This is a genomic window from Bacillus sp. DB-2 (assembly GCF_003315125.1).
GTDB classification, from domain to species: Bacteria; Bacillota; Bacilli; order Bacillales; family Bacillaceae_G; genus Bacillus_A; species Bacillus_A mycoides.
Window position 1 is genome coordinate 143,372 of sequence record NZ_QNRN01000005.1, and the last position, 20,137, is coordinate 163,508.

Sequence of the window (20,137 nt, forward strand, 5' to 3'; positions counted from 1 at the left end):
CATACGAATCACTCAATTAGAAGTCAATTTAGGTTTTGCCTGCCAAACAGTAACAATCCCGTCTATTCAATTACATAGTTCATTGCGCTTCGTTACACGATGAATGTGCAACGTTGCATACACTTTTTCATCTTTTGAAAGATGACTATTATGTGCTTTTCGTAAGTATGCTTCTATTTTTTCTGTACAACTATATGCTTCATGATACTTACTTCTCACTTGCTCATATAAAAAATCATCTTCGGCCGAATTCAATTCCTTCTGCATTAAACGCTGGGCAAAATATCGTAAATGTGTTACAAACCGACTATAATTAAATGAATTTTCATCTAAGTTCATCTTATAGTGGTACTTTACAATATTTAAAATATCTTGGACGATTTTCGTCATCGCCACCGTTTGCTGCATCGCCGGCTCTCCTTGCTGCGCATTAACGAAATGTAGTGCAATTGACCCTGCTTCATCTTCAGAAAGTCTAAACCCAGTCTCTTCTTCAATCATATTCAAAGCTTGTAGACCAATTTCAAACTCTTTCTGATAAAACCTCTTAATCTCCCAAAGCAAAGTATTTTTGAGATCCATTCCTTCTTTATGCCGCGTTAAGGCGAAACTTAAGTGATCCGTTAATGTAAGATAAATATAATCACTTAAAGCCCCTGGCAAAACTGTCTTAGCAAACTGAATAATTCTCTCTGTAATTTCTAAATTCTGCACAGGAATTTCAGTTAACAATCTAGCAAGTTTCTCTGATAATTCTTTTGTTTCTAAAACAAAGGTTTTTTCTATTTTAGATTCATCAATTGTATCGCCTACTTTTTTCTGAAACCCCAAACCTCTGCCCATAAGTACAACTTCTGTCTCATTATCCTTCATCGTACAAATAACATTGTTATTTAAGATTTTATGGATTCTCATATTGTTCCGCCTTCTTTTTCTTAAAATCACAAAAGGTAATAAAAAAACCTAAACTGATTCCAAAAAACTACATATGTAGCCTCCTTGGATCAATTTAGGTTTTGCCTGCCGAACAGTAACAATCCTTGTAATTATTAACTTACCTTTATTATACACAAGGGGTAAGCGTTTGCAATAATAAATTATTGAAATTTTTTTTACAAAGGAAAACATGCCTAATCATTTTTCAATTCCTCATCAAATTCCATATAGACCCATTACTGGTTAAAATGTTATAATTAAAACACCCTACATAGTTACTCATGTTCAGGATGAGAAACTAGCGTCTTATTAAGTAATGCGCATAACTTAAATAAACAAGACACTGCAAAGTGTCTTGTTTATTTGTATCCAGTTTCCTTTTTATCCCAAAACAAATATAATAAAATGTAACATTTAATACATATAAAGAAAAATACAGATTTATTAAATCATTATGGCACCCATGAAAGTACTTCTATTTGGAGGAACAAACTATGAACAAAAAGTTATTAACATCATTCTTATGTAGCACATTCTTATTTGCATTATCAGCTTGCAGTTCACATGATACATCTAGCAGTAACACGAAAAACGAACAGGAGACTTCTAAAGAAACAAAGAATGATGACCTTAGCAACAAGGATCCTCAAAAAGAACTTCCCACCCAGGGAGATTCTTCTGATGTATACATATCAATAAGCTCTGCCGATTCATTAGATGTTATAGTTGAGACTCCCACGACTAAAGTCGCAAGCCCGAATCCTTACGGATTTACGGGTGGGATTCTTGAATGACTAAACGTTCGCAGTCCATTTCTGTTTTAAACAGCCTTCAAGATGAGGGCATCTCATTGCCCCTCCTAAACCAGACCATATAGGTGCTTAGGCTGATTGACTGTTACCATCAATCACAGTTGCGTAGCGAATATTCATCGCCCCAACGATATCACGATGTGTCCCAAACCCACATGAACACTTGTATTTTCTGTCTTGTGCCTTATTCTTTTCAGCGCATTTCGGACAGCTTTGACTTGTATAAGCCGGATTTACATATTCAACCTGAATACCAACTAATGTTGCTTTATACGCAATAAATCGTGACAAACGATAGAATGACCAAGCGTGTAGGTTTTTTTCGTTTTTACGGCTTGTTCTTGCCGTCTGTCTTATATTCGTTAGTTGCTCTAAACGAATGACAGAAATATGATTAGCAATTGCAAAATCAATGATTTCACGACTTATTTTATGATCTTTATCTTGCATCCATCTTTGTTCTTTATCATCAAATCGCCGAATCGCATTCACTTTTTTGTCTTTTCCTAACTTCTTACGAACACTACGAAACTTACGCTTCCTATATTTATTTTGCCTACCATTCCCAAAGAAACGAACCTTGTCATCGTCTGTGATTGCTACCGCGGGGACTTTGAGACCTAGGTCTACTCCTAAAATTTTCGTCCCTGCTCTTTCATTTGTAGGAAGTGTGACAGATATTTGGGCCATCCACTTATTCGATTTCTTTGTGATACGAAGTGTACCCAACTTATGTTTTAACAAATCCAAATTGCGATTTTTTTTATCGATTAATAAAGCACGGACCTTTAAACGAGTTGACTTTCCTTTTACCTTAAACGGGATTGAAATATGAGTGGAGTCAAATGAATAATTTTGATTGTTCCATACACAAACAGGTCTCTTTAAAATCGGAATGATTTTATACTTGCTTTTCTTTACTTTTGTAGCAAATAAGCCTTTCGCGTCTTTAATTGCTTGATTCTTCACGGCACTTGGTATATTCGCTTCAATATCTTTCGTACTTTTTTTCGTACTTTCCTTTGTTTCAACCATTTCAGATATAAGTGTATTTATGAGTTTAATGTACTCTCGGCTACTTTGTTCCAATAAACGAATTTGTTCTTTTGTGGGAAGCAATTTCACTTTCACTGTTAGGGTCTGTGACATACGTTTCACCCCTTTGTTTTTTGATTCTCAACATACTATTTTATTGTCTCATTTGATACACTTCCAGCAGTAGAAACAAAATGGGAACGCGTCTATAAACTTTGCAAGTGCTTGTGATGAGGGAATTCTTCTCTCAAACACTTTGATGTCACTCCTTTTATTTTTGCCCTTGTATCAGCAGGACTAAGTGTTGACAGTGTATTTAAAAACAAATGAACGTGTTTGGTATCCTATTCCATTGCGATACTAACAATATCAAGATCGTTACATATCTCTTCAACCAACACTTTGAAACATTCTTCTATAATCATTTATCATAGTTACAATGTATCATTTATTTTCTAAAAATTACAACAAACAGACCCAAAGAAACTACCTATTCTTTGGATACTTAAAGTACCACGAACCTTACGATTTTTAGTGGTACTCCGTATCCAACCTCACTTTCATCCCATGCCTAAAGGCAATGGGCTTTCTCGTTCGGAAAGGGCTGTAATGGAGAAGTTAAAGCACAAGGTGTATTTAAAGTATTAGACGTCGCAGTTTATAATCGTCAAGAGGAACCCATTACACTAAATAGCAATAATTTTAAATTAATTGATGGAACCGGAAGAGAATATCACATTTCTAATGAATCTCAATTAGTACTTAAAGCTGCAAATACTGCTACATTTAAATTTGGTGTTCTTAATCCTAATGAAAATTCGGAAGGGAACATTGTATTCGATGTACCGAAAAATACGCAAGGATTAACTTTAAAAGTGAGTGGCGATATGTTGGGTAAAGGGATCGAGTTAAAAGTGGAATAGTCAAAGAAAATATAAAATAGATAAACCACTTTTACTAGCATAACAAAAAGTACAGCCTCTGTATTAACTACAGTAGACTGTACTTTTTCATTTGTGATTTTGTATAACTCACTATAACAGGATTCCTTAGTTCTTTTGAGAAGATGCTCTCCAATCACGAAAAGATGTTGGAAACCCAGAATGTCCACGTTGCTTTGTAATAACTGGTTTCTCTTGAAGAGTAGTTGATTTCTCTTCAAGAATAGTTGGTTTTTCTTCAAGAATACTCAAAGCTGTTTGCATTTTCTCCAGCTGTTCTTTTAAAGCTTGCTGCTCAATCTTTAAATCTGTAAGTAAACGTAATATCATCTCAGAATTAGCCATAACGATCTCCTTTCCCCCAATGCACAGAATAAAATACCATATGTAATAAGCGGAATACTCGTGACAAAAATACGCTCGTCAACTCTCTTAAAATACCGAGTACTTTTATTTTTCAAAGGGACCTGCTCAAGTTTATCCGTAAAAACATAAAGTGATATAAATCCATTAATATATGGACTTTATGGAAGGAGGAGTTAATATGGGCTATGGTGGTAGTTGTGGAGGCTATGGTGGTAGTTGTGGTGGAGGCTGTGGTTTTGGCGGTGGATTCGCCTTACTTGTTGTGCTCTTTATCTTATTAATCATCGTTGGAGCTAGCTGTTGGGGCGGCGGATTCGGCTGCTAATAAGAGGCACTCTTGAGAGTGTCTTTTTTTTATTTCTCAATATAGGGCTAACATATATGTGTTACTATCAAAGTGCGAGATTCCCTAAGCGTAATATAGTAGTTTACCAACTATGAAAGCCACTGTCACAAGAAAACAGTAGGCTTTTATTTTGTTATTTAACAAGATTAAAACAGGGATTGCCATTTCCCCTCCGTACCATTTTAAAATTGACATAGCACTTCATGAACCATATACTGTTAACAACAGTATACTGTCATTAACAGTATATATTCTAGGAGGTATATTCATGAAACATACAGGAAGACATACAGGTGCATTTCTTTTGTTATTTTTAGCAGAAGGTGATAACTATGGCGGACAGCTACTTCAGAAATGCGTGGAAGAACTTCCGGTCAATCCAATCGATAGTGCCATCCTTTACCGCACGCTGAAGAAATTAGAAAACGAAGGTGCGATTGAATCTTATGTAAGTACATCCGTTCCAGATAAGCCGAGAAAGATGTACAAAATTACTATAGCCGGAAAAGAACAATTAGCGGATTTTCAAATGGATATTGAGGAAAAAATGAAAAACTTATCATTTTTCTTAGACAAATATAAAGACTTAAAGGAATCTAATCATGATTAATGGTGCTATCCTTTACACTTTGGCCATTATTCTTACGGGGATTTCTTTTATGAAGGATCGGAATAAAACGAAAGCTGCCCTATTAAAATCATGGAAAATATTTCAAAACCTCCTCCCTGCCATGCTCTCCATTATGCTTTTCGTTGGACTATCACTTTCTATCTTAACGCCGTCCTTCATCTCTTCCATCATTGGAGAACAGTCTGGATTTTTAGGTATTATTTATTCAGCACTACTCGGATCTGTGGCACTTATCCCAAGCTTTGTCGTGTTTCCTCTTGGTAATACGTTAGTACAGCACGGCTCAGGTCTTCCTCAAGTTGCGGCACTCATGTCTACACTAATGTCAGTAGGAATTACAACCTTGCCGATGGAACAAAAGATATTCGGACGAAGCTTTGCTTACGCTCGTAATGCATCTGCATTACTCATGTCACTCCTATTCTCATATATCATTTGGGTGGTGATGGTATGAACGAACTAAAAAGATATCGCTTCTTTTTCATTTTGCTGATTGGACTTATCATACTAACTTTTATAAACCAATCTTTAGGATGGAGCGCATTACAATTAACAGGGAATAGCATTTTAGATATGTTGTTTCTACTTCCCCCTGTCCTAGTATTTGTAGGGTTACTTGATCATTGGGTGAAGAAAGAAACGCTAATGAAATACATGGGAGAAAAGTCCGGCATATATGGAATATTATTCTCCCTATTATTAGGCGGCATTGCAGCTGGTCCCCTCTATGTTGCCTTTCCGATTGCAGCACTACTATTAAAAAAAGGCGCCAGCATTAGGTACATCGTATTTTTCTTAGGCGTTTGGACAACTGCGAAATTACCGATTATGGTGTATGAATTTTCTTCATTTGGCGCTACTTTTACGCTCATTCATATTTGTTTCGGTTTAGTGTTCTTTTATGTAATGGGGCTTATTTTTGAGAAGTTTTATGATCAGGGGCAGTTGTTGCAGTATGATATTACGAAAGAAATGTAAAAAGACATCTTTAATCATAAAGATGTCTTTTTACTATGAACCTTAATTCTCGTTCTGTAAAACCCTCGCTGCCTTTACTTCCTTTTTCTCTTCTTTTAAGAACAACGATACGATAAAAGCAATAACGATAAAGATTAATCCAAGTGTAAATGCGCCTTGGAATCCAGATGTTAAACCGTTTAACTTCTCTACTGGGTCCATTGGATTTGCTGAGCTTTCCATATACTTAGTTGTTCCTGAAGACATTTTCGAAATAAAGATAGCCGTACCAATTGCGCCAGCTACTTGTTGCAACGTACTAAATAGTGCTGTTCCGTGCGGATATAAATCTGGTGTTAATTGATTTAATCCATATGTTTGTGCTGTCATTACAAACATGAGTCCGACCATTAATACGCTATGCATGACAATAATTTGTACCATTGATGTGTCAGGAGTAATGCCTTTAAATAAGAACATTGCAATCCCTACTAACACAATACCGGGAACGATAACAACTTTCGGACTAAATTTATCAAATAGTTTACCTGCGATTGGTCCCATTATGGCGCTAATAATACTTCCCGGAAGCATTATTAGTCCTGATTTAAAGGCTGTAACGAGTAAAACTGTTTGCAGGAACATCGGTAATAAAGTCATTGTTGAAAATAACGACATCATCACAATGACGATTAATCCAACTGATATTGTAAACATCGGCACTTTAAATGCACGTAATTCTAAAATTGGATTCTCGATTTTTAATTGTCGAATGACAAAAATACATAGTGATATAAGCCCAACAATTAAGGCACCATACACTTTCGGATCGGACCACCCTAAATCACCGGATGCACTAAAGCTATACACAAGCCCGCCAAATCCTAATGTCGATAAAAGGATAGATGGATAATCTACTTTTGGCCTTGTTAACTCTGTAACATTTTGAATGTACTTCATCCCAATCATAATTGAAATGATCACGATAGGAATAACAATGTAGAATAACCAGCGCCAATTTAATGAATCAACAATTACTCCTGATAATGTAGGACCAATTGCTGGAGCTGACATCATCACAAGTGCGATTAATCCCATCGTGGCACCGCGCTTTTCAGGTGGACAAATAATTAAAATCGTATTCATTAATAACGGTGAAATTAACCCCGTCGCTACAGCTTGGACGATACGGCCGACTAATAAAACGGAAAATGTCGGTGCAAATCCCGCAATTAATGTACCGACTAAAAACGTTACCATAGCGATCAAAAACATTTGCCTCGTTGTGAGCCATTGCTGAAGTAACGCTGTAATCGGGACTAAAACCCCAACCACCAACATGTAAGCTGTAGAAAGCCATTGAATAGTTGAAGCTGTTACGTCAAATTCTTTCATTAATACAGTTAACGCATTACCAAGTAATGTTTCGTTTAATAATGCAACCATTGCCCCTAAAAGTAATGCAATTAAAATCGGGGTATGTTTCATATTAGAAGTATCAACTTTGCCACTTGCGGGGCTCTTAGTTGTTATATTCATGTATTGATTCTCCTCCTATTTTTTACTTAAAAAGCTTTAAATACACCGGAACACATGTAATATAATATACATATGTAGATTAAAAAGGGAGAATCAATTTAAAGCCATTGTATATTTAATCTACACAAAAGGAGAATTGTAGATGAACGATAGTGAAAAACAACTTGATTTACGTATTAGACGTACACATAAATTACTTTGGGATTCCTTATTTGAATTAATGACACAATCAAAACAAAAATATAGTTCCATCACGATTAACCAAATTTGTGACCTTGCGATGGTACACCGAACAACCTTTTATAAACATTTTGAAGATAAAGATGCTTTATTAGCATTTGGATTTAAGCGCTATGGGGAGATGATTGCTGAAATACCGCTTTTAGATCGATTAAGTAAACCATTTCAAGTGATGGAACAATTCCTGCACCATGAAGAAATCGGTAAAATATTAGAGGCGCAAATGTCTGATGAACAATTTATTAGCCGTATACATTATTTAAGTCATGAAACGAGAAAACAAGAAACGGAAGCGTTAAATCAGCTATGCAAAAATCATACGATGCCAAATGATTTAATCATTGAATTTTATTCAGGGGTAATCACATCATTAAGTGCGTGGTGGTTTCAAAATGAAAGAACAGTTTCTGCGGCAGAAATGGATAGGCACTTCCACCAACTCATTAATCGGGATATTTTTCAGTTTGAAAAGGAATAGTGTTACAAATTTCCGCTCATGTAATCAAATTGACCACAAAATAGGAATATGATATATTTTCCGTAGAATACTATATAAGTGTGACATCGAATAAAATGGCATATAATAAAAAGAAGAGGTGCGCTAACATCTCTTCCTTAACTGCTACCGTATAGGGTGGTAGTTATTATAAGTTATTTCTTTTTACGGAACCCACCCTTTTGCTTGCTACGGCGCGGAGTGGTTTTTTTGTTGTCCTTATCCGGAAGTTGCTTTCACAAATTCTTTTACAAGATCGAACAAAAACTCCATATTATCACCTCCTTTCCTTCCAAATAGAAAGAAGGGATAACCATCCACCCTCTCAATATGCAGTTAAATATATTTTACCAAACGATTGTAAAGATATTATGTAAACAAAACAAATGAAATTTTACATAGAAAAAAGCCCATATGAAAATGGGCTTTTTGCATACTATTTATTCTCTTTTAGCTTCTCTAACTCCCGCTGTACTTCTTCTTGTAAATTTTGATCTAACACTTCTTGGTGATTCGGAGACTTTAAATTAGAAAAATAGTTACTAGCAGCTGTTTCGGCTTCTAGCTTTTGCACATACGATTCAATGCGTGCGAAGCCTTTCGCTGTACTTTCTGTATGGAACGAATCAATTGCTCTGTTGCTTTCTTTGATTGCTTGCGCCGCATTTAACCGTGAAACAAGAACTAGCTCTTTATATTGCAACTCTCCATATTTCCTTTGCAATTTGTCAATTTGTTCATAAATCGTTGCTGTTTGCTCTTTTGTTATTTCGTACTGCTTACGATATAGTTCCGCCTTTTTCTCATTCACAATTTTTTCTTGCAGGGCTAACTGCGCCATTTGATCTTCTTCGCGTGATACGGCAAGCTCAGCTTGGCGAGTTCTTCTTGCAATAAGAGCATCCGTTTCTGAAATTAATACTTCATACTTTTTTTCTAAATAATATTGATGAGAAAGTGCTTTTTCAGCCTTCGTAATTTGCTGTTCTGTTTCGCGAAGATATTGCTTCAACATGCTAACAGGTTTTTCTATCTTATCTAACGTTTGATGCACATCCGCCACTACAATATTTTTAATACGCTTTAAAATACCCATTATTACTTCTCCTCCTTACGAATACTTCTTTCCCATTGATCTAAAATATCTACTTGTTGGTGCACTTGAAAATCGCTGTATACATCTATATGAGTTGCCAATCTTTTTTCTTTTAATTTTTTATATGCCCAACCAATTATCGCAACAAATGCAAGCACCGGAAGAACTGGTAATACACCAATAACTAGGAGCAATATGCCTGTCCATTTTTTAACCGTATTCCCTTCAGACTTACGAAGGATTAACCAGCCGACAAGAACAAATCCAAACGCTAACAGCAATGGTATAAAGAATAAACCTTCAAACTCTTTTTCATGGTGTTTTTCATGATGCTGATTTCGCTCAAAGTTATTAAACTTTTCTTTTTGTGTAACGAAAGCTTCCCTTTCTTTATCGTGAGAAACAGTATACGCCGCTTGCTTATGCTTCTCATGGTCCCACCTTTCAAACTTCATACTATGTAATCCAAACAATAGTAATGCTAGAAGTAACGGCAGGATCAAAATCCATTTTAACCAACGCCATTTTTTACGTTTATTCTTTTTCATCTGTTCACCACCATCTATCATTCGTTTTGAGATAAGTAAAAAATGTATTACCTCCCTTTACCTTTGATACATATGAGTGTAAAACTTGGACGTGAGAAGAGCATGAAAGAAACATGATGAATATATGAGAAATATCTAAAAATTTTCTCATAATTATTCCAAAACGAAAGAACCCAACTTCTCCATATCAAATAGAGAAATTGGGTTCTTTTTTCATTATTTCTATTCACTTTAGAAACTCACATATCGATCTTCTTCAAATCCGAACTCTCAATAATTGAATGGAGAAAAAAGCGTCGATAAATTTTTGTTCCAAATATTCAGAATTAATATTAAAATAAACGATAGGGATAGGGATAGGGATAGGGGTATGGAATCATAAATTATACATAACGAGGGAATAGAAATGAAAATTCAATTAAAAGCTGATTTAATGCTACTACTAGTTACATTTTTTTGGGGTGCATCCATCCTACTTACAAAGCTTGGACTTGATGGCATAGAAGAATATAATTTAATCGCATTACGATTTATTATTGCCTTTCTTTTATCAGGTTTAATATTTTACAAACACTTATTCAAAGTCGATTTTAAAACTGTAAAATATGCCTTTATACTAGCTTCCGTTTTATTTATCGTTTACATTTTTGCGACATTCGGTACAAAGTATACAAGTGTGTCTAATGCTGGTTTCTTACTATGTCTCACAGTCATTTTCATTCCGATATTATCAGCTATATTTTTAAAACACATTCCTGAAAAGAAAGTTATATTAGGAATTGTTTTAACGATAATAGGAATTGGCTTATTAACATTAACTAGTGAATTCAAAATCGGTAACGGCGATATATTTTGCATACTGTCTGCCTTATTTTATGCCATTCATGTCATCATTACTGGAAACGTAACAAAACATGTGAACTCGATTGCGCTCGGGGTCATACAACTCGGTTTCGTCGGCCTATTTAGTCTTATTTTTTCATTAGTGATGGAAACCCCAAAACTTCCTAGCACGATCAACTCATGGCTAATCATATTAGCCTTAAGCATATTTTGTACCGCAGTCGCATTCATCGTGCAAGTTATCGCCCAGCAATACACGACGCCCACACATACGGGACTTATCTTTTCATTAGAACCTGTCTTTTCGGCAGGATTTGCCTTCGTTTTCACAGGCGAAACGCTCACAGGAAAAGGGTACTTAGGGGCGACGCTTATATTAGTAAGTGTGTTAATTGCTGAGCTGGATTTTAAGAGTTTGTTGCGGCCTAATTATAAGAAGAATATAGAGTAAACATTTCACTATGATCAATAAACATACCCCAGAAAAAATATGAGTTTATATTATTTTCATTCTCTTCACTTAGATTTTCTTTTAAATGAGACTTTTTTAGATGCTATCTTCGAATAAGGTAGCATCTAAAAAATGTTAAAATAAATTTGCCCCTAGTATCTTCTTATATTTTATGTAGCCTTCATATTTGACCTTTTCTACGTTCTTTGAAGTAAAGATGTTCAAAATTACTTACTGAATATAGTCATACAGATTTTTCGCTAACAATAAACAAGTTACTGTAATGAAAAGAGCACGAACATACCCGCTTCCTTTTTTTATAGCAAATTTGGAGCCAACAATCCCTCCAGCAATTTGAGCAATCCCCATTATAAAACCATACACATAGTTTACTTGCCCTACATACATAAACATCAACAATGCACCAACATTACTTCCTAAATTAAGAAGCTTCGCATTACCTGCTGCTTTTAAAAAATCATACCCAATAAATAAAAGAGAAAACATTAAAAACGAACCTGTGCCAGGACCTAGAAATCCATCATAAAAACCAATAGCAAAAACAAAAAAAGTAAAGATAATGACGTGTCGACCAGACAATTTTTTATGAGTGGAAATACTACCCCAATCCTTTTTGAATATCGTATAAATAGCAACCGCACCAAGCATAATCAGCATCAATGGCTTCAGTACTTCTGGGTTCATTAAATGAATGGTCCATGCCCCTATTATGGAACCTATGAAAGTGAGTGGAACTAATTTAAACGCCGATTTCAAATCAAGATTACCAGAACGATAAAACACAATATTACTAGTTGCACACCCCATTGTCGACGCTAGTTTATTCGTAGCTACTGCACTTGCTGGATTCAGTCCTGTAAATAATAAAGCGGGTAAGGCAATCAGTCCTCCACCACCTACAACTGAATCAATAAATGCAGCTAAAAATCCAAAAGCAATCAAAATAATTAATACTGATGGGTCTAAATAAAAATCCATACTATTAACCTCCCCTTTAGTCACTATCCGAATAGTAACTAATAATTTGCTAAATGTAAACAGTTATTGTAACGTTGAAATATAAAGTGAAACTTTAATCAGTGGGGGTTTTCTTCATCCCCCACTGATTATTAGTTGAACCAATCGGACTTTTATGGGCAGTTGATCCCCCACCTAACTTCTTTGCTTTCGCTGAATTTTGAGGTGGGGGTCTTACTGCCCATTAAAGCGGGATAAAAGCAAACATCGGAGGACGAAAAAAGTGGACTACATAGTGCAACAGCTTAAAAAAATTGGTTTTAATGAATATGAAGCTAAATCTTATGTATCTCTTGTTAAACAGGGGCCTGTCACAGCCTACCAAGTGAGTAAGGATTCGGGTATCCCAAGAGCACGAATTTATGAGATTTTGGGTAACCTTGTAGAAAAAGGAATTGTCATGAAGGAAGAAATAAATGACACCACTCGCTATTCACCTCTACCTGTTGAAATCTTTTTACAAAAGGCGCAATCAGAATGGCAGTCTACTTATGAAGTAATCAGTGATTCATTAAAAAAATTAGAAACTTTCGAGGAAAAAACGGATAATCGAGTGATTACTTTAAAAGACAATAAAACAATAATTAGCTACTGTCAGGCATTAATAAAAAAAGCCCAAAAACGTATTGTCATTTCAATGTGGGATGAGATGTATGAAGCGTTAAAAGAGGAACTATCTGAGGTAGCTGATAAAGTTACAGTACAAGGTATTACCCTGCATGTTGAAAATCCCATTAAAAATCTAGAAGCCCATCGTATAACACCTTATACAGAAACCCTGTCTACAGAACATTGGTTTATTTTATCGATAGATTCTAAAGAGATGATTTATGGACCATCACTTGAGGAGCGTAATATTGCTTTTTATACAGATGATCCCGTTCATATATACCTATTAGAGGATTATGTATGGCATGATGTTTTAGTGAATCGACTTGTACAACGTAGCCAAGATGATTTGGAGCAATGGATTACTACAGAGAGAAAATCCTTCTTTATAGAAAAATAAGAAATATATTCAAGAGCAAATCGAAAAATTTGCGTATTAAACCTAACAACTTCTCCGTACAAAAATAGCTGACTATTATATAGTAAATAGTCGGCTATTTTTATATAAATTTATACAGACGCTGCCATTTTCCCTTTGCGGAATATTCCCATTAACCCAGCGATTAATGAGATAAACGATTCTCCCACTCTTTCACCTTCTCAATTGTTACATCTAATTTCTTAGCCACTTCCTCTATACTCATTCCCTTAAAGAGCATTCCAGCTGCCGAAAGTGCTTTATCTATTTCTTCTTGCTTCTCTTGCTCATATAAAGTGAAACTTTAATCAGTGGGGGTTTTGTTCATCCCCCACTGATTATTAGTTGAACCAATCGGGCGTTTACGGGCAGTTGATCCCCCACCTAACTCCTTTGCTCCAGCCGAATTTTGAGGTGGGAGTTTTACTGCCCGTTAATTCGGGATAAACGACCTACTTTTGTCAACCGTAACCACTCCTTTACCTTTTTATATGCCTTCTTCTATTTTATCATCCACTCTCCACAAACCGCCCAAGCTCCTTCAAAAATCTTAGCTTAAAACTACCCACAGGCCCATTCCGATGCTTCGCCACATGGATCTCCGTCATCTCTTTCTGCATCGTTTCCTTATCATAATAATCTTCACGATACATAAGCATAATGACATCCGCATCTTGCTCAATTTGCCCTGTCTCTCTTAAATCAGATAAAAGTGGTCGCTTATCTTGACGTGACTCTACGGAACGAGACAATTGCGACAATGCTACTATACAAACATTTAAATCACGCGCTAACAACTTAAGCTTACGAGAAATTTCACTAATCTCTTGAAATCGATTGCCCTTATGCTTCGGATCGCCCGTAATAAGCTGCAAATAATCTACAATAATTAAAAGCTTTTTATCACCGTGCTTCCGCTTTAACTTACGAGTCTGCATCCAAATATCCTGCATCGTAACACCGGCTTTATCATAAATCTCAAGCGGTAACTCACCAATCTCCGCAAAAGCCTTACTCACCTTTTCCCAGTCTTCTATCGTAAAACGATGCTTCGGATTTTTCAGCCTACCTCCTGACACTTCGCCCGCGCAAGACGCCAGCCTTTTTAGCAATTGCTTACTACTCATCTCTAACGAAAACAATCCAACTGCCGCTCCAGACTTCGCCGCATGCAGTGCAATATTTAACGCAAACGCCGTTTTCCCCATAGAAGGACGCGCTCCAAGAACGACAAAATCACCTTCCTGCAATCCGCACGTCATCTTATTTAACGATGTATAACCAGTCTCAATACCAGTATTCTCTTTCGTATCTTGATGAAGCTCCTCATACAAACCAACTAACGCATCCTTCAAATCAAACTCACATACATAGTCCTTTTCCTCTAACTCACAAAGCTCCGTAATCGTCTCACCAATAATTTTCTCATTCTTCTCCGCAATAAGACGCTCTCCCATCTTGTGCCCGAGAACACCGGCCTGATACATTTTCCAAGCACCTCGAACAAGCCCCTCATAATAAGAGAAGTTGGCAGTTGTAGGCACACCCTCTATTAACGCTATAAAATACTCCATCCCCCCAATATTCTCCAAAAAATTTGGATTCATCCGAGAAACGAGCGTCACAAGATCAATTGGTTGCCCTTCATCTTCAATTTTTCGCATTAACCGAAATATAGACTTATGCACCGGCATAGAAAAATAGTGCTCCGTCAAACGGCACTCCTTAATAAGCTCTCCATCAATTAAAAGAGAACCTAACACCGTCTTTTCCGCCTCCACATTTTGAATACTCATGGCCGCCACCCGCGTTCCGCTAAAAACCGCTGCAACTCTTCCTCTGACAGCGCATTCTTCTCCCACTCCTCGCACCTCGTCAAAAACTCCTCCGTCTCCCCAGTACTTACAGACGACTCCTTCTTCCTAAACTGAGCCGTATCCGCCTCAACCTCACACACTTTCGTAAACCCTTTCCCGTGCCACCCCCTCAAAATCCCCTTCACATAAGCAACCGTCCGCTTATTATTCTCAAACGCAATTTGAAGAGCCTTCAACACAAGCTCCTCTGACAAATCTTCCATCCACGCACTCAGTTCCTCTACCGTATGAGGAGACAAACTACCGAAATTTTGTTCATAAAAAGAAAACACGCGACTTCCCGTCTCTTCCTCTATAACCTCTTCTTCCTCTGTCTCCTCGCAAACTGGCTCTACATCATCCACAGTCAAATCACTCGGCATACCGAAATGTGCTAAAAGCATCGGAACATTCAGCTCCTCCTCTACACACTTCTGAAGAAACATATGTACAAACTCCTTATTCTTCACACCCTTAAGCTCACGAAGCACACACTTCTCCACATTCGTATTCGTCACCGGATTATAACGAAGCCAATTTAAAATAAATAACTCCCGCGTCTCCGCATCATAAAGAATCTTCCCATAATCAATGAAGCGCTGCACAAGCTTATCAACAGTCCCCCTGTTATAACCAGTCTCCATCTCAGCTAACCGCTTCGGAAACGGAAAAATCCCACACTGCGTCGTCTTCGAACAAGTTAACAAATACACATAAAAATACCGCTCCTCCGGCGTCAAATCCAAAACAAAATCATCCTGCCAAAAATTCACCTGCACATTACGATACACCGCCATCCCAATTCCTCCTGTCCCGATTCAAAAGTAAAAAATGCTTCTTTGTACTATATATAGGAAGGAGGGGTGGGTTTTTGGCGTGTTATTTCAAAAAAAATTTTTGACTACTACTACGGTGTTTGTTTTTGTTTTGTTGTGTTTTTTCTTAGTGATTTATTACTTGGTAGGGGCTTGTAAGGGGCTTATGAGGGGCTAGTTATCGGCTACTTCAATTAGAAAGAATCGATTTGAAAAGCCACCTCGTTCTTCTGCTTTCTTTTTACGGATGTTGTTGATTTCTTCTAGTGTTGTGCCTTCGTGTTCGGCTAGGGCTTTGATTATTTCTAGTAGGTCGGATAGTTCTTCGAGTTTGTTTTCTTTTGTGTCTGCTTCTAGGTATTCGGTTAGTTCTTCTTCTGTTTTTTTGCAAAGTTCTTGTATGTATGCGTCTTCGGATAGGATTCTTGTTGTGGGTGTTTTTCCGTTAGCTTTTATGATTTGTGGGATTTTGTTTCGGATTAGTTTGTTGTAGGTTGGCATGGGATTTTCCTCCGTTTGGTTTTTCTTCTATTATAATGGAAAAGCAGTTTAACTAGGTGTTAAACTGCTTTGTTGCTTCTTATTAATTAATATCAATCTTTTCTACTAACATTGCTGGGATACTAATTTCGCCACCCATAGTAGATTTATAAGTATATATACCTGCAGATTTCCCTTTAATAGTAACATTATCTTTTTCTAACACTCTTGAATTTAAAATATCACTTTTGTAAGCAACATATAATACTTTATCATAATCTCCATTAACTGCTACTCTTAATTGCGTCTCGCCTTGTCCTTCCATTACTTGAAGGACTTTTCCTGTGAATTTAGCTTTCTTTCCTTTAAACTCATCTGGTGTTCTAGCTAATTGATCATATGTAATTCCTGTTTCATATCCAATTCGCTCTTCTTCCTCTTTTGCTGCTTTCTCCGTTGCTGCTTTCTCTGCCGCTGCTTGTTCTGCAGCCGCCTTCTCTGCTGCTGCTTTCTCTGCTGCCGCTTTCTCTGCCGCCGCTTTCTCTGCCGCTGCTTGTTCTGCTGCTGCTTTTTCCTCTGCTGTTAACTCTTTCTTCTGTTCAGCTTTAGCTGGCTTAGCCTCAGTTTTCGCTTCTTCTGTCTTTTTCGTACCCTCAGAAGTTACACCAAATAAAATAAACATTGCTACTACGCCTATTCCGTAGAACTTTAGTACACTTTTTCTATTTCTTTTTTCTTCTGATCCCCATCTAACTACTGCTTGAGGTTTAATAATCCCAATAATTAATGCGATTAAGCATACAAAAAACAATAATAAAAATAAAGTATTCAAATCACTTATCCCTCTCATTCTTTTATTTAATTACAATTAATTTCATTCAAACTATATATTCCCATGTTTTAATTTTTTTCAATACAAAATTATTTGATTGATTTGTCAGATAATACAAATTAACACTTATCAAATGAACTACCTGTAAAAATACTTGTAAAGGTAGTAAACGGAAGGGTTTGTATTACAATGATAATCAATGAAAAAAAGAATATAGCATCATATCGAAAATAGTTTTTAGTCCTAATAAAATAGAAAGACAGCTTCCCCATTTTATTACTAATAGAGAAACTGTTTACTTACAGGCTATATTTTATTCATTGCTTCTTTTATATACTGTTCTTCCTCATCCGTAAAAAGAGTGGGGAATTCGACTAATGGGATTTTTGATTGGTTGATTATATCTTCTATATCACTTTGAGATGTATCAATATAGTTCGTTACTTCTTCTATTAAATTGAAAAATCCCTTCAAGGTAACTTGAACATCATGATGACTCGGATCCTTCTCTTCTCCCTTATACTTTTTCAATTTCCCTATCACATCCATAAAACGATGCTCAAATTCTTCTTTTAAATCCTTATTGTTATAAAACGCTTGAACACTCTCCTTTGAAAAGTGTTCCTCTAACCATGCTTTATTTTCTTTCTCCCATATAAAAGTTTGCAGAAAAGAAGAAAACAAAGCAACATCCACTCGTTCTTCCTTTTGAAACTTCTTCGTCATCTCATCCATATGCGAAAGTACCTTCGCAATTCTTTCTTGCTCTGCCAAAAGCATCTCTCTTTGAAAATTCATTTGTCTTAAAAATCCTTCAGTCTCAATATCACGCTGCAATATAATATTTTGAATTTCCCCAAGCGAAAAACCAAGATGCTTAAACGATTGAATTTGCTGCAGCACATACAAATCATCTTTCGTATATAACCGGTGCCCACCCTCAGTATAATCGCTCGGCTTTAATAAATTAATCTTGTCATAATAACGAAGTGTCCGCACCGTAACATCCCCAACACTTGCAAACTCACTAATCATCCACGCCATATCATCACCTACTCCGCTAACTTCTCTTTCACATACTGAATCATATGAGAAAAACTCAGCTCATTCTGCCTACAATATTGAAACAAGCCTACAACAAGCAATAAAAAAGGAATATTCCCTCTATAAGGATTTTCATACTCGCTAATACCATCATAAAAGCACTCATACTTTCGTCTTCGTAAAACGATATAAATCGCAATAAATAACACTGCAATCATAACGAAAGATCGCTTTCCCTTTATCTCAACTTCTTGTTTCATCACCTATTCTCCTTCCACTGCGTACTTATCTTCTTTAAATAACGGAATTCGAATGAAATAACGATATGGCTCATCGCGTATTACTTTCCACGCAACAATGATCACTTGAACGACCTCAAAGGCAAACACAATCCAAAACAAAACATCACTAATACGCGAACTAATATTAAATAGAAGAAAGATTAACAAATGAAAGTTGAACGCCTTTCGGCAATGATATTTGTACACCTCATTTTTACGTGCCAGTGTGATGTACATGAGTAGTGGTGAAAAGATTCCTATTGCGGCTGAAAGTAGTAGCATGATGGTGGTGTTTCTTTTTTCTTTTGTGGTGGTTTTCATGAGTGGTTTTGTCCCCCCTATTTGTTTTGTCTTCTTTAGGTTAGGGGGTGACGTTGGGGTAGGTGCAAGGGGAATGTATAGAAAAAATTAATTGATACCGATATAGATAAAATCAGATCTTTACCTTGACAGGGTGGAGGTCGGTGGTTCGAGGCCAGTCGGGGTCATATGAAAACCCCCTTGATAATCAAGGGGGTTTCTTTATGTAGCAAACTTTTATCTCTTTTTGAAAAATAAACTTTTTGCTGTTTGGTCAAGATTTGGTCAATAACAGATTTTTTCGGTTAACGATTGTGTCCTGGTATATTTTTATGAAATACATGCGTTGTCCTTTAATCTTGATATTCATATAAAAGATAGCAAATTAAATTCATTCTCTTATCTTCTTTTCTGCTTTGTAGTTTCTCTAATTTAGAGAGGTTAACATATCCATCTCTTATACCACTCACTTTCTTCACCTTACAACGGTCGATCTTCTAAACTGCTTTTCGTCGTACTTCAACCAATTGCAGGGCTATTATCCGATAAAATTGGACGCCGCCCACTATTAATGGCTTTCGGTATTCTCGGAACGTTACTAACAGCACCAATCTTCTTCTTTATGGAAAAAACGACAGGACCAATGGTAGCATTTTTACTCATGATGGTCGGCCTCATTATCGTTACTGGTTACACTTCCATTAATGCGATTGTAAAAGCCGAACTCTTTCCAACTGAAATTCGCGCACTTGGCGTAGGTTTACCATATGCACTAACTGTTGCGATATTTGGCGGAACAGCCGAGTTCATCGCATTATGGCTAAAAAGTATCGGAATGGAATCACTATTTTACTTCTACGTAGCTGGATGTATCGCGATAAGCTTTATTACGTATTGGCGTATGGATGAGTCATCGAAAACTTCGCAGATTGAGGCGGAGCTTGGTGGTGGAGATAAACTAGCTAATAATAAATCTAGTTAAAATTATGTATTCTATGTTCTTCGTTTACCCGAACTCGATTTGCTTTATCTAAAAAAGCATAATTCATTAATATACAATTTAAAAACCTCTACTTATATGTAGAGGTTTTTGTATGAAGAAAAAACACGTAGTTCCATTGTTATTTTACAAACCCCAAATTCTTCCTCATCTTAAAGTGGAACAAATTTATCCCTTAGAGTGTCTAATAAGTGTATTTCTAACATTAGTTGTCCAGATTGGATACA

General features: G+C 36.4%; 21 protein-coding genes and 4 pseudogenes. 10 read left to right on the forward strand and 15 right to left on the reverse strand.

What is annotated here, in order from left to right; genetic code table 11:
* Positions 1-66: 66 nt before the first annotated feature.
* Positions 67-915 carry a BglG family transcription antiterminator LicT gene (licT, locus tag DET63_RS10340; RefSeq protein ID WP_113936652.1) on the reverse strand — a complete coding sequence of 283 codons (849 nt, stop codon included), beginning with the start codon at positions 913-915 and terminating at the stop codon, positions 67-69.
* Positions 916-1,430: 515 nt separating this feature from the next.
* On the opposite strand from licT, the pseudogene DET63_RS10345 reads away from it, so the two are divergent.
* Positions 1,431-1,661, forward strand: a pseudogene (locus DET63_RS10345) (DUF4352 domain-containing protein); the annotation flags it as partial.
* 156 nt (positions 1,662-1,817) lie between these two features.
* On the opposite strand, the gene DET63_RS10350 reads toward DET63_RS10345, so the two are convergent.
* Positions 1,818-2,897, reverse strand: coding sequence for an RNA-guided endonuclease InsQ/TnpB family protein (locus DET63_RS10350; RefSeq protein WP_113936654.1), 1,080 nt, complete (start codon positions 2,895-2,897; stop codon positions 1,818-1,820).
* A 35-nt stretch (positions 2,898-2,932) separates the two neighbouring features.
* Positions 2,933-3,202: pseudogene (gene tnpA, locus DET63_RS10355) on the reverse strand (IS200/IS605 family transposase); the annotation flags it as partial.
* Between the two features lie 189 nt (positions 3,203-3,391).
* Between tnpA and DET63_RS10365 the strand changes: the two are divergent.
* Positions 3,392-3,706 (forward strand): annotated as a pseudogene (locus DET63_RS10365) (DUF4352 domain-containing protein); the annotation flags it as partial.
* 126 nt (positions 3,707-3,832) lie between these two features.
* On the opposite strand, the gene DET63_RS10370 reads toward DET63_RS10365, so the two are convergent.
* Positions 3,833-4,069, reverse strand: a complete 237-nt coding sequence (locus DET63_RS10370; RefSeq protein ID WP_113936655.1) for a preprotein translocase — start codon at positions 4,067-4,069, stop codon at positions 3,833-3,835.
* Positions 4,070-4,268: 199 nt separating this feature from the next.
* On the opposite strand from DET63_RS10370, the gene DET63_RS10375 reads away from it, so the two are divergent.
* The 4 genes from DET63_RS10375 (at position 4,269) to DET63_RS10390 (ending at position 6,045) form a co-directional block, all read left to right on the forward strand.
* Positions 4,269-4,415: a YjcZ family sporulation protein gene (locus tag DET63_RS10375; RefSeq protein WP_000540380.1), complete on the forward strand. Its 147-nt coding sequence runs from the start codon at positions 4,269-4,271 to the stop codon at positions 4,413-4,415.
* A gap of 289 nt (positions 4,416-4,704) precedes the next feature.
* Positions 4,705-5,046, forward strand: coding sequence for a PadR family transcriptional regulator (locus DET63_RS10380; RefSeq protein ID WP_113936656.1), 342 nt, complete (start codon positions 4,705-4,707; stop codon positions 5,044-5,046).
* The gene (locus DET63_RS10385; RefSeq protein WP_113936657.1) at positions 5,039-5,521 is read left to right on the forward strand and encodes a hypothetical protein; all 483 of its coding nucleotides are present in this window, start codon (positions 5,039-5,041) and stop codon (positions 5,519-5,521) included. Before DET63_RS10380 ends, DET63_RS10385 begins: the two co-directional genes overlap by 8 nt.
* Positions 5,518-6,045 carry a permease gene (locus DET63_RS10390; protein WP_113936658.1) on the forward strand — a complete coding sequence of 176 codons (528 nt, stop codon included), beginning with the start codon at positions 5,518-5,520 and terminating at the stop codon, positions 6,043-6,045. The genes DET63_RS10385 and DET63_RS10390 overlap by 4 nt, the downstream gene beginning before the upstream one ends.
* 42 nt (positions 6,046-6,087) lie before the next feature.
* On the opposite strand, the gene DET63_RS10395 is transcribed toward DET63_RS10390, so the two are convergent.
* Positions 6,088-7,563: an MDR family MFS transporter gene (locus DET63_RS10395; protein WP_113936659.1), complete on the reverse strand. Its 1,476-nt coding sequence runs from the start codon at positions 7,561-7,563 to the stop codon at positions 6,088-6,090.
* A gap of 142 nt (positions 7,564-7,705) precedes the next feature.
* On the opposite strand from DET63_RS10395, the gene DET63_RS10400 reads away from it, so the two are divergent.
* Positions 7,706-8,281: a TetR/AcrR family transcriptional regulator gene (locus DET63_RS10400; RefSeq protein WP_113936660.1), complete on the forward strand. Its 576-nt coding sequence runs from the start codon at positions 7,706-7,708 to the stop codon at positions 8,279-8,281.
* A 454-nt stretch (positions 8,282-8,735) separates the two neighbouring features.
* Here the strand turns inward: DET63_RS10400 and DET63_RS10405 are convergent, their stop codons facing one another.
* Together DET63_RS10405 and DET63_RS10410 are read right to left on the reverse strand one after the other, a co-directional pair.
* Complete coding sequence (locus tag DET63_RS10405; RefSeq protein ID WP_113936661.1) at positions 8,736-9,395, reverse strand: PspA/IM30 family protein; 660 nt, start codon at positions 9,393-9,395, stop codon at positions 8,736-8,738.
* A gap of 2 nt (positions 9,396-9,397) precedes the next feature.
* Entirely contained in the window at positions 9,398-9,943 is a 546-nt protein-coding gene (locus DET63_RS10410) for a hypothetical protein (RefSeq protein WP_113936778.1), read from the reverse strand.
* A 406-nt stretch (positions 9,944-10,349) separates the two neighbouring features.
* Here DET63_RS10410 and DET63_RS10415 point away from each other — a divergent pair, with 406 nt between their 5' ends.
* The gene (locus DET63_RS10415) at positions 10,350-11,237 is read left to right on the forward strand and encodes a DMT family transporter (RefSeq protein WP_113936662.1); all 888 of its coding nucleotides are present in this window, start codon (positions 10,350-10,352) and stop codon (positions 11,235-11,237) included.
* 231 nt (positions 11,238-11,468) lie between these two features.
* On the opposite strand, the gene DET63_RS10420 is transcribed toward DET63_RS10415, so the two are convergent.
* Positions 11,469-12,236, reverse strand: a complete 768-nt coding sequence (locus DET63_RS10420; protein WP_113936663.1) for a TSUP family transporter — start codon at positions 12,234-12,236, stop codon at positions 11,469-11,471.
* 262 nt (positions 12,237-12,498) lie between these two features.
* On the opposite strand from DET63_RS10420, the gene DET63_RS10425 reads away from it, so the two are divergent.
* Positions 12,499-13,284 carry a TrmB family transcriptional regulator gene (locus DET63_RS10425; RefSeq protein ID WP_113936664.1) on the forward strand — a complete coding sequence of 262 codons (786 nt, stop codon included), beginning with the start codon at positions 12,499-12,501 and terminating at the stop codon, positions 13,282-13,284.
* Positions 13,285-13,811: 527 nt separating this feature from the next.
* Here the strand turns inward: DET63_RS10425 and dnaB are convergent.
* The 7 genes from dnaB to DET63_RS10460 all read right to left on the reverse strand — a co-directional run bounded on the left by dnaB (position 13,812) and on the right by DET63_RS10460 (position 18,931).
* A complete protein-coding gene (dnaB, locus tag DET63_RS10430; protein ID WP_113936665.1) occupies positions 13,812-15,098 on the reverse strand; it encodes a replicative DNA helicase in 1,287 nt (428 codons plus the stop codon).
* Positions 15,095-15,955: a DnaD domain-containing protein gene (locus DET63_RS10435; RefSeq protein ID WP_113936666.1), complete on the reverse strand. Its 861-nt coding sequence runs from the start codon at positions 15,953-15,955 to the stop codon at positions 15,095-15,097. The genes dnaB and DET63_RS10435 overlap by 4 nt, the downstream gene beginning before the upstream one ends.
* A 192-nt stretch (positions 15,956-16,147) precedes the next feature.
* Positions 16,148-16,474: a nucleoside triphosphate pyrophosphohydrolase gene (locus DET63_RS10440; RefSeq protein ID WP_113936667.1), complete on the reverse strand. Its 327-nt coding sequence runs from the start codon at positions 16,472-16,474 to the stop codon at positions 16,148-16,150.
* 82 nt (positions 16,475-16,556) lie between these two features.
* Positions 16,557-17,285 (reverse strand): hypothetical protein, encoded by a 729-nt coding sequence (locus DET63_RS10445; RefSeq protein WP_113936668.1) that lies wholly within the window; start codon positions 17,283-17,285, stop codon positions 16,557-16,559.
* 306 nt (positions 17,286-17,591) lie between these two features.
* Positions 17,592-18,329 carry a MerR family transcriptional regulator gene (locus DET63_RS10450; protein ID WP_113936669.1) on the reverse strand — a complete coding sequence of 246 codons (738 nt, stop codon included), beginning with the start codon at positions 18,327-18,329 and terminating at the stop codon, positions 17,592-17,594.
* An 8-nt stretch (positions 18,330-18,337) separates the two neighbouring features.
* Complete coding sequence (locus DET63_RS10455; RefSeq protein WP_309473008.1) at positions 18,338-18,592, reverse strand: hypothetical protein; 255 nt, start codon at positions 18,590-18,592, stop codon at positions 18,338-18,340.
* Positions 18,593-18,931 carry a DUF4870 domain-containing protein gene (locus DET63_RS10460; RefSeq protein ID WP_113936671.1) on the reverse strand — a complete coding sequence of 113 codons (339 nt, stop codon included), beginning with the start codon at positions 18,929-18,931 and terminating at the stop codon, positions 18,593-18,595.
* A 481-nt stretch (positions 18,932-19,412) separates the two neighbouring features.
* Here DET63_RS10460 and DET63_RS10465 point away from each other — a divergent pair.
* Positions 19,413-19,892, forward strand: a pseudogene (locus tag DET63_RS10465) (MFS transporter); the annotation flags it as partial.
* Between the last annotated feature and the right edge of the window lie 245 nt (positions 19,893-20,137).